At 71.2% G+C, this 16,418-nt stretch carries 12 protein-coding genes and 1 pseudogene; 9 read left to right on the top strand and 4 right to left on the bottom strand.

Going from position 1 to position 16,418, the window contains the following annotated elements; genetic code table 11:
* Nucleotides 1-147 precede the first annotated feature (147 nt).
* The 4 genes and pseudogenes from F3T56_RS04230 to hmgA form a co-directional block, all read right to left on the bottom strand.
* Nucleotides 148-795: pseudogene (locus F3T56_RS04230) on the bottom strand (ABC transporter permease); the annotation flags it as partial.
* An 85-nt stretch (nt 796-880) separates the two neighbouring features.
* Nucleotides 881-2,044, bottom strand: coding sequence for a type ISP restriction/modification enzyme (locus tag F3T56_RS04225; protein ID WP_149823314.1), 1,164 nt, complete (start codon nt 2,042-2,044; stop codon nt 881-883).
* 12 nt (nt 2,045-2,056) lie between these two features.
* Complete coding sequence (locus F3T56_RS04220; protein WP_149823313.1) at nt 2,057-2,806, bottom strand: GntR family transcriptional regulator; 750 nt, start codon at nt 2,804-2,806, stop codon at nt 2,057-2,059.
* 28 nt (nt 2,807-2,834) lie between these two features.
* Nucleotides 2,835-4,163, bottom strand: coding sequence for a homogentisate 1,2-dioxygenase (hmgA, locus tag F3T56_RS04215; protein ID WP_149823312.1), 1,329 nt, complete (start codon nt 4,161-4,163; stop codon nt 2,835-2,837).
* Nucleotides 4,164-4,523: 360 nt separating this feature from the next.
* Between hmgA and F3T56_RS04210 the strand changes: the two genes are divergently transcribed.
* The 9 genes from F3T56_RS04210 (at nt 4,524) to F3T56_RS04170 (ending at nt 16,350) form a co-directional block, all read left to right on the top strand.
* A complete protein-coding gene (locus F3T56_RS04210; RefSeq protein WP_149823311.1) occupies nt 4,524-5,141 on the top strand; it encodes a TetR/AcrR family transcriptional regulator in 618 nt (205 codons plus the stop codon).
* Between the two features lie 151 nt (nt 5,142-5,292).
* On the top strand, nt 5,293-7,548 hold the full coding sequence (locus F3T56_RS04205) for a molybdopterin oxidoreductase family protein (RefSeq protein ID WP_149823310.1): 2,256 nt from the start codon (nt 5,293-5,295) through the stop codon (nt 7,546-7,548).
* A gap of 123 nt (nt 7,549-7,671) precedes the next feature.
* A complete protein-coding gene (locus F3T56_RS04200) occupies nt 7,672-9,120 on the top strand; it encodes a CitMHS family transporter (RefSeq protein WP_149823309.1) in 1,449 nt (482 codons plus the stop codon).
* A 211-nt stretch (nt 9,121-9,331) separates the two neighbouring features.
* The gene (locus F3T56_RS04195; protein WP_149823308.1) at nt 9,332-10,573 is read left to right on the top strand and encodes an MFS transporter; all 1,242 of its coding nucleotides are present in this window, start codon (nt 9,332-9,334) and stop codon (nt 10,571-10,573) included.
* 139 nt (nt 10,574-10,712) lie between these two features.
* Nucleotides 10,713-11,303 carry a hypothetical protein gene (locus F3T56_RS04190; protein ID WP_342786897.1) on the top strand — a complete coding sequence of 197 codons (591 nt, stop codon included), beginning with the start codon at nt 10,713-10,715 and terminating at the stop codon, nt 11,301-11,303.
* On the top strand, nt 11,290-12,225 hold the full coding sequence (locus F3T56_RS04185) for a class F sortase (RefSeq protein ID WP_149823306.1): 936 nt from the start codon (nt 11,290-11,292) through the stop codon (nt 12,223-12,225). The genes F3T56_RS04190 and F3T56_RS04185 overlap by 14 nt, the downstream gene beginning before the upstream one ends.
* Before the next feature lie 114 nt (nt 12,226-12,339).
* Nucleotides 12,340-13,728 (top strand): aldehyde dehydrogenase family protein, encoded by a 1,389-nt coding sequence (locus tag F3T56_RS04180; protein ID WP_149823305.1) that lies wholly within the window; start codon nt 12,340-12,342, stop codon nt 13,726-13,728.
* Nucleotides 13,729-13,754: 26 nt separating this feature from the next.
* Nucleotides 13,755-14,843, top strand: a complete 1,089-nt coding sequence (locus tag F3T56_RS04175) for a Zn-dependent alcohol dehydrogenase (RefSeq protein ID WP_149823304.1) — start codon at nt 13,755-13,757, stop codon at nt 14,841-14,843.
* A gap of 157 nt (nt 14,844-15,000) precedes the next feature.
* On the top strand, nt 15,001-16,350 hold the full coding sequence (locus F3T56_RS04170) for an MFS transporter (RefSeq protein ID WP_149823303.1): 1,350 nt from the start codon (nt 15,001-15,003) through the stop codon (nt 16,348-16,350).
* The last annotated feature ends 68 nt before the right edge of the window (nt 16,351-16,418 follow it).

The raw sequence follows: 16,418 nt of genomic DNA, 5'->3' as shown, positions 1-16,418 counted from the left end.
GATGCCCTCCAGAGGGCGCCGGGAGACGGTCCATGGGGTCCATGGCGTGGGCCATGTCACCGGGGCGTCCCGAAGGTCACTCCCGATGGTCACTTGCCCCCGGCCGCTTACCGCATGGTCACTTGCCCCCGGCCGCTTACCGCATGGTCACTTGCTCCCGGCCGCGTACCGCCGGACCGCGAGCGGCACGAACACCGCGAGCAGGACGGCGGACCAGGCCAGCGACCCGGCGACCGGATGGCTCACCGGCCAGGCGGCGCCCTCCGGGACGGGCGCGTTCCCGAAGAGGTCGCGCAGGGCCGTGGTGACCGCGCTGATCGGGTTCCACTCGGCGACGGTGCGCAGCCGACCCGGCCGGCCCTCGGTCGGGATGTACGCGTTGGACAGCGGCGGCAGCAGGAAGGTCGCGCCGCCCAGTTGCCCGGCCGCCTCCCCGTTCCGGGTGAGCAGGCCCAGGAAGATGCCGATCCACACGGCCGTGAACTGGAACAGCAGCAACAGGCCGAACGCGCCGACCGCCGCGAGCGCGCTGCCCTCGATCCGCCAGCCCACCGCGAGCCCGACCAGCAGGAACGGCACCGCACCGGCGGCCGTGACGACCACGTCCGCAGCCGCCTGTCCGAGCGGCACGGCCGCCCGGCTCATCGGCAGCGTGCGGAAGCGGTCCATCACGCCCCGATGGGTGTCCTGCGCGGCCTGGAACATGCCGGTCATGATCCCGGCGGCGGCCGTCGCCACCAGCAGCCCCGGCACCAGGAATGACCGGTACGCCTCGCCCGGCACCGCGAGGGTCGCGTCCGGTGCCTATCCGAGGCTGGCGGCGGCTTTTGCGGCGGATTCGAGGCCGATTGATCTGGGGGATGGGCAACAAAGTGCCCATCTACAACAGCGTGAACTGGCCCTCCGGTCCCTCCTCGTGGTGGTCCAGGACCGAGGCCGGTTTGCGGGACGCCTCCGGTGCGGGCAGGACGCCTGCCTTGCGCAGCTCGGCCGTGGTGATCGGGTTTTCCACCTTCAGGTCGGCCTGCCTCGGGCGGAGTTCCGCGAGCAGTGCCAGCACGGTGATCAGTTCCAGGAGCTCCGATGTCCACGTCTGGGGCCAGGTCGTCGGGCGGATGGCCTCCAGAGTGCCCGGCTCGGGCGGGGACGTTCGTCTGGTGAACCACTCCTCCAGGACGCGGACTCCGCCCGCGTGGAAGTCCCAAGCCTCCGCCGGTACGGGGGAGATGCGGCCCTCGTCGATGAGGAGGGCCTCTTCCTCGGGGTCGTAGCGAAGCCGGGAGTGGGGGAGGGAGGGTAGTGGGGCGCGGACGTAGGGGCGGCGGCCGCCGGGGAGTTTGGGGCGGTCGCCGTGGCGGCGCATCAGCCAGAGGAGGCGGTGGCCCAGCTCGACGCCCTCGGACCAGAGTTCGGGGTCCTCGGTGAGGGGGACGGTGAGGGTCGGGCGGGCCGTCGCCAGGGTCCAGGCGAGGACGTCCGGGGCGGTGGGGGTGAGGCCCAGGCGGGTGCTCAGGTGGTCCAGCAGGCCGGGCGCGAGGTTGGGTTCGGTGCCGCCGGGGCGGCGGTAGAGGGGGCGGACGCGGCCGGGGCGCAGGAGGGGGAGGCAGGACGTGGCGAGCACGTGGGGCCCGTCGCCCTCCGTGGGCGTCTCGACGACGAAGACCTGGTGCTCGTCCGTGACCCGCCACAGCTCGGGGCGGGCGGAGTCGATCAGCCGGTGGTCGGGGATCAGCCACTGCTCGTCGAAGGGCGCCGCCAGCACCCGTACCGGCTCGGAACAGGGGCCGGACGCGCGGGCCAGCTTCTCCGTGCCGCTGGACTGGCCCGGCAGCTGTCCGACCGCCGACCGCAGCGTACGTGAGCGGCTGGGCTCGAACAGGGTCTCGCGGTCCGGGCGCTCGGCCTTGATCAGGGCGTCCCAGCGGGCCTTCAGGGATGCCGCGTCGGGGGCCGTCGGCCACCCCCGGCCCAGCCGTGGCGGTGCGACGGACCACGGCATGAGGTCCGCGAGCAGCGGAGCGTCGTCGTGCGTCACGCTGGGCATCGTACGACCTCATCAATTGGCATCGAGGGTCACCGTGAAGGAGAAGCGGTCGCCGCGGTAATGGATGACCGCCACGTCCAGGACGCGGCCGTCCTCGTCGTACGTCACGCCCGTGTAGTGCAGGATCGGGCTGAGCAGCGGGACGTGGAGCAGGCGGGCGGTCTCGGGGTCCGCGAGGCGGGCCTCCACGGTGTCGGTGATGCGGCTGATGGCCACGCCGACCACGTCGCGCAGCACCTTGGTCATCGGCCAGCGGATCAGGTCCTGCCGGTCGATGCGTTCGGCCAGCTCGGGGCGGACGTAGTTGCGGGCGTGGTTGGTGGGCTCGCCCGTCTTCTCGTCGCCGCGCAGCCGGTGGTACGTGGCCACCTCGGTCAAGTCCGGGAAGTACTCAGAGAGTTCACCCGACAGAGGGGCCTTGCCGTGGTCCAGCAGCTCGGTCGTCATGCCCGACTGCTGGGCCACGATCGCGTCCACCGAGCCGAGCAGCCGCACGGGTGAGCCCCGTTGGGCGTCCGGCTCGATGAAGGTGCCGCGCCGGCGGTGCCGGGAGATCAGGCCCTCGTCCTCCAGCTCCTTCAGCGCCTGCCGCATGGTCAGCACACTCACTCCGTAGTGCCCGGCCAGCTGCTCCTCGGTGGGCAGCCGCAGCGAATCCCCCGGCGAGCGGCCGAGTATCGAGGCCCGCAGGGACTGCGAGACCTGATACCAGAGGGGCAGTTTGCGGTTCAGGACGATCGAGTCCGGCGCGAAGGAGGTCACGACGGTATCCGTACCCGGCGTCACGCGTTCAGTGCAACGGGCCGAAGTGGCGCCGGAGCCCCGACCACACATCGTCGTACCCCTGCTGCCGGTGCTCCGCCTGTGCCGCCTGCTCGGTCGTCAGGACGGGCCACCGCGTTTCGAACATGAACGCCAGCCCGTCATCCACCTTCTGCGGCTTCAACTCGGCGGCGCTCGCCTTCTCGAACGTCTCCCGGTCAGGCCCGTGCGCCGACATCATGTTGTGCAGCGAGCCGCCACCGGGCACGAAGCCCTCCGCCTTGGCGTCGTACGCGCCCTCGATCAGCCCCATGTACTCGCTCATCACGTTCCGGTGGAAGTACGGCGGCCGGAACGTGTCCTCGCCGACCAGCCAGCGCGGAGCGAACACGACGAAGTCCACGCCGGCCAGGCCCGGGGTGTCGGACGGCGAGGTCAGCACCGTGAAGATCGACGGGTCCGGGTGGTCGTACGAGATCGTGCCGATGACGTTGAAACGGCGCAGGTCGTAGGCATACGGCGTGAAGTTGCCGTGCCAGGCGACCACGTCCAGGGGCGAGTGGTCGTACGTGGCCGTCCAGAGGTTGCCGCAGAACTTGTTCACCACCTCCACCGGGCCCTCGACGTCCTCGTACGCCGCCACCGGCGCCCGGAAGTCGCGAGCGTTCGCAAGGCCGTTGGCGCCGATCGGACCGAGGTCGGGCAGGCGGAACGGGGCGCCGTAGTTCTCGCAGACGTAGCCACGGGCGGAGGCATCGAGGAGATCCACACGGAAGCGGACGCCTCGGGGGATCAGAGCCACCTCGCCCGGTTCGGCGTGGAGAAGACCGAACTCCGTGCGCAGGAGAAGGCCACCGCGCTCCGGCACGATCAGGAGCTCACCGTCCGCGTCGCTGAAGACGCGGTCCATCGACGCGTTGGCGTGATAGAGGTGCACGGCCATGCCGGTGCGCTGGGCCGCGTCCCCGTTACCCCCGAGGGTCCACAGACCACCGAGGAAGTCCGTGCCTGCCGGGGGCTCCGGGAGGGGGTTCCAGCGCAGGCGGTTGGGGTCGGGGACCGTCTCGGCGAAGGGGGCCGTACGCAGGTTGCCGTTGCCGTTGCCGTTGCCGGTGCGTGTGAAGCCGGGGTGGGCTGCCGACGGACGGATCCGATACAGCCACGAGCGGCGGTTGTGCGCCCTCGGCTCAGTGAACGCGGTACCACTGAGCTGCTCCGCGTACAGCCCGAGCGGAGCGCGCTGGGGGGAGTTTCGCCCGTGCGGCAGGGCACCCGGAACGGCCTCCGAGGAGTGTTCATTCCCGAACCCGGAGAGGTGCTCCAGCCCTTCGGCCATCTTCCGCAGGTCCTCGCTCATGCCGGCTCCCTCGCACACGTTATTCCTATGCTTCACCGTAGGATTGGAGGTGGACCGGCGCAAGAGGGCACCGCAAGCGCCCCAAAGGGGCGCGGGGAACTGCGCGATCAACCACACAAAATCCGCACTCGCCGAATATCCCCATCCCGCCGAGCTAGTAGGCGAAGGGGGTCGAAGGGGCACAGCCCCTGGGGATGGAACGGGTAGGGGCGGCGGGGGGCGAAAAAATCCCCCGAACCAGATCCGCTGCGGATCCGTCTTGTCAGTGCGGTGCTCTAGTCTCCCGGCACCGGCCGTACAGACAACGGAAGGCTCATCGGACCTCATCGGACCTCGATTGGACCTCGGCGGAAAGGCATCATGAATCCCGTGCCCCAGGCGACCCCCTTGCGCCGCGCCCCCGTACAGCGGCGCAGCGCCGAACGACTGACCAGGATCCTCGACGCCTGCGCCGACCTCCTAGACGAGGTGGGTTACGACGCGCTGAGCACCCGTGCCGTCGCGCTGCGCGCGGGCGTCCCCATCGGCTCCGTCTACCGCTTCTTCGGCAACAAGCGTGCGATGGCCGACGCGCTCGCCGAACGCAACCTCGACCGCTTCACCGAGCGCGTCTCCCAGCGCCTCCGGGTGGCCGGGGGTGGGGACTGGCGCACCGCGATGGACGCCGTCCTCGACGAGTACCTCGACATGAAGCGCAACGCCCCCGGCTTCGCCCTCATCGACTTCGGCAACCAGATCCCCGTCGGCGGCCACCGACAGGAGCCCAACCACCGCGTCGCCGACCGCCTCTCCGAGCTGCTCTCCGCCTACATCGACCGCACCCCCGACGAGGACCTCCGCCGCACCTTCCTCATAGCCGTCGAGACCGCCGACACCCTCGTCCACCTCGCTTTCCGGGTCTCCCCGGAGGGGGACGCCAGGATCATCGAGGAGATGCGGGAGCTGCTGCGGGCGTATCTGGCAAGGGTGCTGGACTGAATGTGAGCGGCGGCCGGAAACCCGCCGCTGACTCTCCCGCCCCCTCCCGCTCATGCATACCGGTCAGTATGCTCGGTCCCGGTGCCGTGCGAATCACGCGCGCGGCACCCCGCCCCAGCGTCACCGTCGCCGCCGTCCTCCGGGAGGACCCGTGTCCACCACCACCGACTCCCGCACCGCCCTGCGGATCTGCCCGCTCTGCGAGGCCACCTGCGGGCTCACCCTCACCATCGAGGGCACGCGGGTGACCAAGGCGCGCGGCGACCGGGACGATGTGTTCAGCAAGGGGTTCATCTGCCCGAAGGGCGCCTCGTTCGGGGCGGCCGACGGCGACCCGGACCGGCTGCGCACCCCGCTGGTCCGCAGGGACGGGGAGCTGAGGGAGGCCACCTGGGAGGAGGCCTTCGACGCCGTCGCCGCCGGGCTGCGGCCCGTCGTCGAGGCGCACGGGCCGAACGCCGTCGGTGTCGTCCTCGGCAACCCGAACGTCCACACCATGGCCGGTGCCCTCTACCCGCCCGTCCTCCTCGCCGGCCTCGGCACCCGCAGCCTGTTCACCGCCTCCACGGTCGACCAGATGCCCAAACACGTCTCCAGCGGACTGCTCTACGGCGACGCCCACGCCATCCCCGTACCGGACCTGGACCACACCGACCATCTGCTGCTCCTCGGCGCCAACCCCCTGGAGTCCAACGGCAGTCTGTGCACCGCCCCCGACTTCCCCGGCAAGCTGAAGGCCCTCAAGGCCCGCGGCGGCACCCTGACCGTCGTAGACCCCCGCCTGACCCGTACGGCCAAGCTCGCCGACCGGCACATCGCCATCCGGCCGGGCACGGACGCGCTGCTGCTCGCGGCGATGGCGTACGTCCTCTTCGAGGAGGGGCTCGCCGACCTCGGGGACCTCGCCGCGCATGTGGAGGGCGTGGACGAACTCGCTCTCACGCTCGGCGAGTTCACGCCCGAGGCCACTGCCGACGCCTGTGACGTCGAGGCCGACACGATTCGTCTGATGGCCCGCGAACTCGCCGCCGCGCCCACCGCCGCCGTATACGGCCGCATCGGCAGCTGCACCGTTCCGCACGGCACCCTCGCCAGCTGGCTGGTCGACGTGCTCAACATCCTCACCGGCAACCTCGACCGGCCCGGCGGCGCGCTCTTCCCCCAGTCCGCGACCGACAAGACGCCCCGGCCCGCCGGGCCCGGCCGCGGCTTCGGCCTGGGCCGCTGGCGCAGCCGGGTGAGCGGTCACCCCGAGGCCAAGGGCGAGCTGCCGCTGTCCTCGCTCGCCGAGGAGATCGACACCGCCACCCCCGAGGGCAGCCCCATCCGCGCCCTCGTCACCGTCGCCGCCAACCCCGTGCTCTCCGCGCCCGACGGCGACCGCCTCGACAAGGCGCTCGGCTCGCTGGACTTCATGGTCAGCGTCGACCCGTACCTGGGCGAGACCGCCCGCCACGCCGCCGTCGTGCTGCCGCCGCCCCCGCCCTCCCAGGCCCCGCACTTCGACTTCGCGTTCAACGCCTTCGCCGTACGCAACCAGGTCCGTTACAACCGCGCCGCCGTGCCCCTGGAGGAGGGACGGATGGCCGAGACGGAGATCCTCGCGCGGCTCACCCTCGCCGCCACCGGCATGCACGGCGCCGACCCCTCCGCCGTAGACGACCTGGTCATCGGCCAGACCCTGGGCAAGGCCGTCAAGGAGGCCCACTCGCCCGTCCACGGCCGGGACCCGCAGGAACTCGCCGGCCTGCTGACGGGCGACAGCGGCCCCGAGCGGCGACTCGACATGATGCTGCGCCTCGGCCCGTACGGCGACGGCTTCGGCGCCCGGCCGGACGGCCTGACCCTGGAGAAACTGCTCGCCCACCCGCACGGCATCGACCTCGGGCCGCTCCGGCCGCGCCTGCCGCAGCCGCTGAAGACGGTGAGCGGCAAGGTCGAGCTGCTGCCGCAGCCGATCGTCGACGATCTGCCGAGGCTCCGGGCAGCCCTGCGTGAGCGTCCGGCGGGGCTGGTCCTCATCGGGCGACGGCATCTGCGGTCCAACAACAGCTGGCTGCACAACATCCCCGCCCTCACCGGCGGCACCAACCGCTGCACCCTCCACATCCACCCCGAGGACGCCGACCGCCTCGGCCTCGCAGACGGGGACACCGTACGGATCAAGGGAGCCGGGGGAGAGGTCACCGCTCCCGTCGAGGTCACCGACGGCGTCCGCACGGGCGTGGTGAGCCTGCCGCACGGCTGGGGCCACGACCGCCCCGGCACCCGTATGAGCCACGCCGCACTCGACCCCGGCGTCAACGTCAACCAGCTCCTCGACGGCTCGCTGCTCGACCCGCTGTCGGGCAACGCGGTCCTCAATGGCGTCCCCGTGGAGGTGTCCCGAGCAGGCGCAACGCTGTGACCTGGAGTTTTGCGCTTATTGCTCGCATGTCAACGTCTTGTTAACGCTTGTGGAGCCGCCCTAACGTCGTCGCACCGCCGGTGCCCTGGTGGGAGTTCAAGGGCGAACGTTAGGTATCCACACATGTTGACCATCCTCGGCTTCGCCATGATCGCGACCTTCCTGGTCCTGATCATGATGAAGAAGATGTCGCCGATCGCGGCGCTCGTGCTGATCCCGGCACTTTTCTGCGTGTTCGTAGGAAAGGGTGCCCATCTCGGCGACTACGTCATCGAGGGGGTGGGCAATCTCGCGCCCACCGCCGCGATGCTGATGTTCGCCATCGTCTACTTCGGCCTCATGATCGACGTCGGCCTCTTCGACCCGATCGTTCGCGGCATCCTGAAGTTCTGCAAGGCCGACCCGCTGCGCATCGTCATCGGCACGGCCCTGCTCGCCGCGATCGTCTCGCTGGACGGCGACGGCTCGACGACCTTCATGATCACGGTCTCGGCGATGTACCCGCTGTACAAGCGCCTGAAGATGAGCCTGGTCGTGATGACCGGTGTCGCCGCCACCGCCAACGGCGTGATGAACACGCTGCCCTGGGGCGGCCCGACCGCCCGCGCCGCCACCGCGCTCAAGCTCGACGCCGGCGACATCTTCGTCCCGATGATCCCGGCACTCCTCGTCGGCCTGCTCTTCGTCTTCGTCCTGTCCTACTTCCTCGGCATCCGGGAGCGGAAGCGCCTCGGTGTGTTGAGCCTCGACGACGTCCTGGAGCAGGAGAAGATCGTCAAGGACGCGGACGAGAAGCAGGAGTCCGAGGAGACCGTCCTCGTCGGCGCCGGCGGTTCCGGTGACGGCAAGGTCCGTACGACGAAGACCACCGGCGGCGCGGGCTCCGGCACCGACGCCGATCCTGAGGACGACGACGTCGAGGATGTCCGCCTCCAGGGCCTGGACCCCAACCGCCCGACGCTGCGCCCCAAGCTGTACTGGTTCAACGCGCTGCTCACGGTCACGCTGCTCACCGCCATGATCATGGAGTGGCTGCCGATCCCGGTGCTGTTCATCCTCGGTGCCGCGCTCGCCCTGACGGTCAACTTCCCCCACATCCCCGACCAGAAGGCGCGCCTCGCCGCCCACGCCGACAACGTCCTCAACGTCTCCGGCATGGTCTTCGCCGCCGCCGTCTTCACCGGCGTCCTCCAGGGCACCGGCATGGTCGACTCGATGGCCAAGTGGATCGTCGACGGCATCCCGGCCGGCATGGGCCCGCACATGGCCCTCGTCACCGGCTTCCTGAGCCTGCCGCTCACGTACTTCATGTCCAACGACGGCTTCTACTTCGGCGTCCTGCCGGTGCTCGCCGAGGCCGGCGCCGCGCACGGGGTCTCGCCGCTGGAGATCGCCCGCGCCTCGCTCGTCGGCCAGCCGCTGCACATGTCCAGCCCGCTCGTCCCGGCCGTGTACGTGCTGGTGGGTATGGCGAAGGTCGAGTTCGGCGACCACACGAAGTTCGTCGTGAAGTGGGCGGCGCTCACCTCGCTGGTGATCCTGGGCGCCGGAATCCTGATGGGCATCATCTGAGCCGACTCCCGTCCCTGTCTCGTCGATGGGCATCGTCCGAACCCCGGGAGGGGCCGTCCGTATCGCGGACGGCCCCTCCCGGGGTCGCCCCCGCCTCGGGAGACCCTGACCCCATCGGACTCATAGCACTGATCGGACTCGTCGGACTCGTCGGACTCGTCGGACTCGTCGGACTCGGGAAGAGCCCCAACTCGCCAAGGAGGAACGCATCGTGAGGCCCGGCAGGAACCGCGGCTGGCTGCTCCGCCTCGTCATCGCCTTCAGCTTCGCGCAGGGGGCGGTGTCGATGGCCCGACCCGCCGTCTCCTACCGGGCCCTCGCGCTGGGCGCCGACGAGCGGGCGGTCGGTGTGATCGCGGGTGTGTACGCCCTGCTCCCGCTGTTCGCCGCCGTACCGCTCGGCCGCCGTACCGACCAGGGGCGGTGCGCGCCCCTGTTGCCGGTCGGCGTCGTCCTCATCGCCGGCGGCTGCGCGCTGAGCGGCCTGGCGAACTCCCTGGTGGCGATGGCCGTGTGGAGCGGTGTGATGGGGCTCGGGCACCTCTCCTTCGTCATCGGCGCCCAGTCGCTGGTCGCCCGCCAGTCCGCACCGTACGAACACGACCGCAACTTCGGCCACTTCACCATCGGCGCCTCGCTCGGCCAGTTGGTCGGCCCGATCGCGGCGGGTGTCCTCATCGGCGGCCCCGACATGGCGCGTACGAGTGCCCTCGCGCTGGTGGTCGCGGGGGCGGGCGCGGCGGTCGCGTTCACCTCGCTGTGGCGCATTGAGCGTCCGGTCGAGCCCAAGTCCCGTACGACGCAGGGCAAGCGGGTCCCGGTGCACCGCATACTGCGCACCAGGGGAGTGCCCGGCGGCATCTTCATCAGCCTCGCCGTGCTGTCGGCGACCGACATCCTCACCGCGTACCTCCCGGTGGTCGGTGAGCACCGGGGCATCGCGCCGTCGGTGATCGGCGTCCTGCTGAGTCTGCGCGCGGCGGCGACCATCGCGTGCCGTCTGGTCATGCCGCCCATGCTGCGGCTGCTCGGCAGGACCGCGCTGCTCACCGTGACCTGTGGGCTGGGGGCCCTGATCTGCGCCGGGATCGCGTTCCCGGTGCCGGTGTGGGGGCTGGCGCTGATGCTCGCAGCCCTCGGGTTCTGTCTGGGTGTCGGGCAGCCGTTGTCCATGACGACGGTCGTGCAGGCGGCGCCGGAGGAGGCCCGGTCCACCGCCCTCGCCCTGCGGCTGACCGGCAACCGGCTCGGACAGGCAGCGGCGCCCGCCGCCGCGGGCCTGATCGCCGGTGTCGCGGGTGTGGCCGCGCCGTTCGTGATGCTCGGCGCACTGCTGCTGGTGTCGTCGGGGATAGCGCTGCGCTCGCCGGCCGTGCCGGAACGGGAGAAGCCGGAGCAACCCGGGGCATCCGGTGAACCCGGGGTGTCCTTGGGCCGGAAGAGGGAAATCTGACGGGTTGTGAGGCGCGGCTTCCGTCGCGCGTCAGGTGATGTGACAGAGAGTCAGACGACAGCGTGATTTGTATGAAAATCATCTGACTCGGAGGTCTCGCATGTCCACCTCGTCCCGTCCACGCCGCGCCGGAGCGCGCGTGAGCGCCGCCGCCCTCGCGGCACTCACCGCCACGGGAGCCGCCCTGATCACGGCACCGGCGGCCGTCGCTCAGGAACCCGACGTCCTGATCCACCGGGTGGGCCCCGATGAGTTCGACGACCCGACCGAGTATTCGGGCGACGTCTGCGACTTCTACCTCGCCGCATTCGACTTCGCCACCGCCAGGAAGATCAACTGGCGGATCGACAACGAGCCCCCCGGCGCGAACCCCGTGCCCGTTGTCACGGGGTCCATCGCACTCGATGCCGGCAGCGGGTACACCCCGCCCGTGATGCCCAGTGGCCAGGTGCGGCTCCCCGAAGGGGAATACAGGCTGACCTGGGTGATCGACGAGACCCCGGACAACACCACGGACGACCAGGTGACGTTGGGCGAGGGCACCGACAGGACCTTCACCGTCAACTGCCCGCCCCTCGCCCCCAACGGCGGCCCCCCGGCCGGTGGCGGCGGTCTCGCCATGACCCAGGACTTCACACCGGTCGCCGGCGCGGCTGCCGTGGGCCTCGCCGCGGGCGGCGGCGTGTTCTACCTCCGGCTGCGCCGTCGCCGCCCCGATGGCGCTGCGTAGACGCGCCCCGAGGCCCTGGCACCGGACGCGCGCCTACCGCCTGACGCGGACGATCGTGATGACCGTCGCGCTGGTGGTGGGCGGCGTCCAATGGGCGCAGCACGACGAGCGGACCGGCCCCGCCGAGGCCCGCATCGCCGGCGCCGACGCCGAGGCGCGCGGTGCGGGGGCACCGCGCGCCTCGGAGCCCCTGTACTTCACGCCCCCACGCGTCACGCCCACGCCCACGCCCACACCCAAGCCGACCACACCTGCGCCCACCGCGACTCCGCGGAAGGCGACGCCCACCGGGCGGCCCGGTTCACGAAGGCCCACCCCCACCGAGCCCGCCCGTCCTACGCCCTCGAAGCCCACCGCCCGCCCGAAGCCCACCCCCACCAGACCGGCCAAGCCGGCCAAGCCGAAGAGACCCGCCTCCCCCCGTACCCTCCCGCCCTCCCCGGCGAAGAGCCTCACCATCCGTTATCTCGGCATCAAGGCGGCCTCGGTCATCGGGCTCCGCCTCGACGGCGAAGGGCGCCTCCCGGCGCCTCCGGAAGACAAGCCGAAGACGGTCGGCTGGTACTCGGCCGGGCCCGCCCCCGGCGGCCTCGGCACCGCGGTCGTCGTCGGTCACCGCGACACCAGGACGGGGCCGGCCGTTTTCTCCGCGCTCGAGATGATCAAGCCCGGCCGCATCGTGGAGATCCGGCGCGCCGACGGCCGTACCGCCGTCTACACCGTGGACGCCGTGAAGTCGTACGAGAAGTCCCGCTTCCCCAACAAGGTGGTGTACGGCCCCCGCAACCGCCCCGAACTGCGCCTGATCACCTGCGGCGGCGAGTACGACCGGAGGGAGGGCTACGCCAGCAACGTCGTCGTCTTCGCCCACCTCACCGCGACCCGGGACCCGGCGCGCAAGACCTCAATCCACCGGTGGTGAGGTCGAGCCCACTGCGTGGGGCTCTGGTGTCGGAAAACTATCAGGGCTAGTTTTTGGTGCGTACGACACGGCCCGCCCGGGCCTCGGCCGGGACCCGCACCGGGAGGCAACACGATGAAGGCACACGACGGCATGTACATCGACGGCGCCTGGCGGCCCGCCGCCGGTACCGACACGATCGAGGTCGTGAACCCGGCCGACGAGCAGGTGATCGACCGGGTCCCGGCGGGCACCGCCGAGGACGTCGACGCGGCCGTACGCGCCGCCCGCGCCGCCCTCCCCGGCTGGGCCGCGACAGCGCCCGCCGAGCGAGGCACGGTCATCGGCGCGCTACGTGACGCGCTCGCCGCGCGCCGGGAGGAGATCGCCGAGACCGTAACGGCGGAGCTGGGCTCGCCGCTGCCGTTCTCCCGGAAGGTGCACGCGGACCTGCCGGTCGCGGTCGCCGGTTCGTACGCCGAACTGGCCGCGACCTACGCCTTCGAGGAGAAGGTCGGCAACTCCACCGTGCACCTGGAGCCCATCGGCGTCGTCGGCGCGATCACCCCCTGGAACTACCCGCTGCACCAGATCGTCGCCAAGGTCGCCCCGGCGCTCGCCGCGGGGTGCACGGTCGTCCTCAAGCCCGCCGAGGACACTCCGCTCGTCGCACAGCTCTTCGCGGAGGCGGTGGACGAGGCGGGCGTACCCGCCGGGGTGTTCAACCTGGTCACCGGGCTCGGCACGGTCGCCGGGCAGGCACTCGCCGCGCACGACGGCGTCGACCTCGTCTCCTTCACCGGCTCCACGGCGGTCGGCCGGAGCATCGGCGCGACTGCCGGTGTCGCCCTCAAGAAGGTGGCCCTGGAACTCGGCGGCAAGTCCGCGAACGTGATCCTCCCGAGTGCCGACCTCGCCAAGGCCGTGAACGTCGGCGTCGCGAACGTCATGTCCAACTCCGGCCAGACGTGCAGCGCCTGGACGCGCATGCTGGTGCACACCTCCCAGTACGAGCAGGCGGTCGAGCTCGCCGCCGAGGCCGCCGCGAAGTACGGCGAGCGCATCGGCCCGCTGGTCAACGCCAAGCAGCGGCAACGGGTGCGGAGTTACATCGAGAAGGGCGTCGCCGAGGGCGCCCGCCTGGTCGTCGGCGGCCCCGAATCCCCGCGTGAGCAGGGCTACTTCGTCAGCCCCACCGTGTTCGCCGACGTCACTCCGGGGATGACCATCGCCCAGGAGGAGATCTTCGGCCCGGTCCTGTCGATCCTGCGCTACGAGGACGAGGCGGACGCCCTGCGGATCGCCAACGGCACGGTCTACGGGCTGGCCGGCGCCGTCTGGGCGGGGGAGGAGGCCGAGGCGGTCGCCTTCGCCCGCCGTATGGACACAGGCCAGGTCGACATCAACGGCGGCCGCTTCAACCCGCAGGCCCCGTTCGGCGGTTACAAGCAGTCGGGCGTGGGCCGCGAACTCGGCGCACACGGCCTCGCCGAGTACCTCCAGACCAAGTCCCTTCAGTTCTAGCCCTAGTTTCAGGAGAGTCGCTCGCCATGGTCGAGGTCCGCGCCGCCGTACTGCCCGCCATCGGCACCCCGTTGGAGATCGCCGAGATCGAGCTGCCCGACCCGGGCCCTGGTCAGGTCCGGGTCCGGCTCGCCGCCGCCGGAGTATGTCACTCCGACCTGTCCCTGTCCGACGGGACCATGCGCGTGCCGGTGCCCGCCGTGCTCGGGCACGAGGGCGCGGGGACGGTCGTCGCCGTCGGCGAAGGGGTCACCCATGTCTCGCCCGGCGACGGTGTCGTCCTCAACTGGGCTCCCTCGTGCGGCAGTTGCCATGCCTGCTCGCTGGGCGAGGTGTGGTTGTGCGCGAACGCGCTGACCGGCGCCGGGAACGTGTACGCCCGCCGCGCCTCCGACGGCACCGACCTGTACCCCGGGCTGAACGTGGCCGCGTTCGCCGAGGAGACGGTCGTGGCCGCCGGCTGTGTACTCCCCGCCCCGGCCGGTGTCCCACTCACCGACGCGGCCCTGCTCGGCTGCGCCGTCCTCACCGGCTACGGCGCCGTCCACCACTCGGCGCGGGTCCAGCCGGGCGAGACCGTCGCGGTGTTCGGGGTGGGCGGGGTCGGGCTGGCGGCGCTGCAGGCGGCGCGGATCGCGGGCGCGTCCCGGGTGATCGCGGTGGACGTCTCCCCGGCGAAGGAGGAGCTGGCCCGTGCGGCCGGCGCCACGGAGTACGTCGTCGCCTCCGAGAACACCGCCCGCGAGATCCGTGCCCTGACCGGCAAGCAGGGAGTGGACGTCGCCGTGGAGTGCGTGGGCCGGGCGGCCACCATCCGGGCGGCCTGGGACGCGACCCGGCGCGGCGGCCGTACCACCGTCGTCGGCATCGGCGGCAAGGACCAGCAGGTCACCTTCAACGCGCTGGAGATCTTCCACTGGGGCCGCACCCTCTCCGGCTGCGTCTACGGCAACTCCGACCCGGCCCGCGACCTGCCGGTCCTCGCCGAGCACATCAGGACGGGCCGCCTGGACCTCGGCGCCCTGGTCACGGAACGCATCACGCTGGAGGGCATCCCCGCTGCGTTCGACAACATGCCGGCGGGCAAGGGCGGCCGGGCTCTGGTGGTGTTCTAGGCGAGCCTTCCGCCAGGAGCGGCGGGCCGCATACGCATGGACACGTGTAACCACATGTAAGAAGCACGTGAATCCAACCCGTGCAAGACCGTTGACTGCATACCGTCCGGTCAGTACGTTCCCGGGAACGTCCCCGCACCGACCGGAGTGTGCACGTATGGACACCGCTCCTTCCGCATCGCGTCCCCAGCCGCCCGTCTCCGCCGCCACCGACCGCCCCCGGAGCCATCGCAAGGTGGCCACCGCCGCGGCGCTCGCCTCGGCCGTGGAGTGGTACGACTACTTCGTCTTCGGCATAGCCGCGGCGCTGGTCCTCGGCGACCTCTACTTCCCGGCGGGCAGCTCCTCCGCCGGAGTCCTCGCCGCGTTCGCCACCTTCGCCGTCGGCTTCCTGGCCCGCCCCCTCGGCGGCATCGTCGCCGGCCACCTCGGCGACAAGCGCGGCCGCAAGCCGATGCTGGTCCTGGCGCTCACCCTGATGGGCGTGGCCACCACCGGCATCGGCCTCCTCCCCACGTACGAGACGATCGGGATCGCCGCTCCGATCCTGCTCGTCCTCCTCCGGACCGCCCAGGGCGTCGCCGTCGGCGCCCAGTGGGGCGGCGCGATGCTGCTGGCCACCGAGTACGCCCCCGAGGGCAAGCGCGGGGTGTACGGCAGCTTCGTCCAACTCGGCGTCCCCATCGGGGTGGTGACCGCCAACACGATGTTCCTCGTCGTGGGCGCGGCGACCAGCGACAGCGCGTTCGCCGCGTGGGGCTGGCGCGTGCCCTTCCTGGTCGGCCTGTTCGTCCTCGGGCTCGCCTGGTACATCCACCGCCACGTCGAGGAGACCCCCGAGTTCCGGGCCGCCGAACGGGCGCTGACGGAACAGGAGAAGGGCGAGAAGAGCTCCCCGCTCAGGACCATCCTCCGCGGCCACCTCGGCACGGTCTTCCTCGCCGGCGGCTCCTTCGCCGTGAACACCGCGACGTTCTACATCCTCATCACCGGCATTCTCGACTACACGACCCGTGAACTCGGCATGAAGCGCGAGGCGGTCCTCACCGTCTCCCTCTGCATCAGCCTCACCCAACTCGTCCTGATCCCCGCCGCCGCGGCCCTCTCCGACCGCATCGGCCGCATCAAGATCTACGCGCTCGGCGCGGTCGGCATCGCCGTGTGGGCCATACCGCTGTTCCTGCTCATCGACACGGGCTCACTGCTATGGCTGGCGGTCGCCACGTTCGTCGCGGGCTGCTTCCTGAGCATCATGTACGGACCCCAAGCCGCCCTGTTCGCCGAGCTGTTCACCCCCGAGATGCGGTACACGGGCGCCTCCCTCGGCTACCAGATCGCGGCGGTCTTCGGCGGCGGCCTCGCCCCGTTCCTCATGGTCCTGCTCCTGGAGGCGACGGGCACGTCCATGGCGGTGTCCGCGTACATCATCGGCCTGTCGGTGATCGCCCTGGTCTCGATCAAGGTCCTGGCAAACAGGGCGAGTTCACGAGAGCAGGAGCGTTCGTAGCTGCGGGCAATCGTGCCGCTGGGGCGATGGGGGAGGGTGGGCGCAGCGGCACCCGGCCGGCGCCGGTG

This window comes from Streptomyces tailanensis (genome assembly GCF_008386495.1).
Lineage (GTDB): Bacteria > Actinomycetota > Actinomycetes > Streptomycetales > Streptomycetaceae > Streptomyces > Streptomyces tailanensis.
This window is presented reverse-complemented; position numbering and strand designations above follow the sequence as displayed.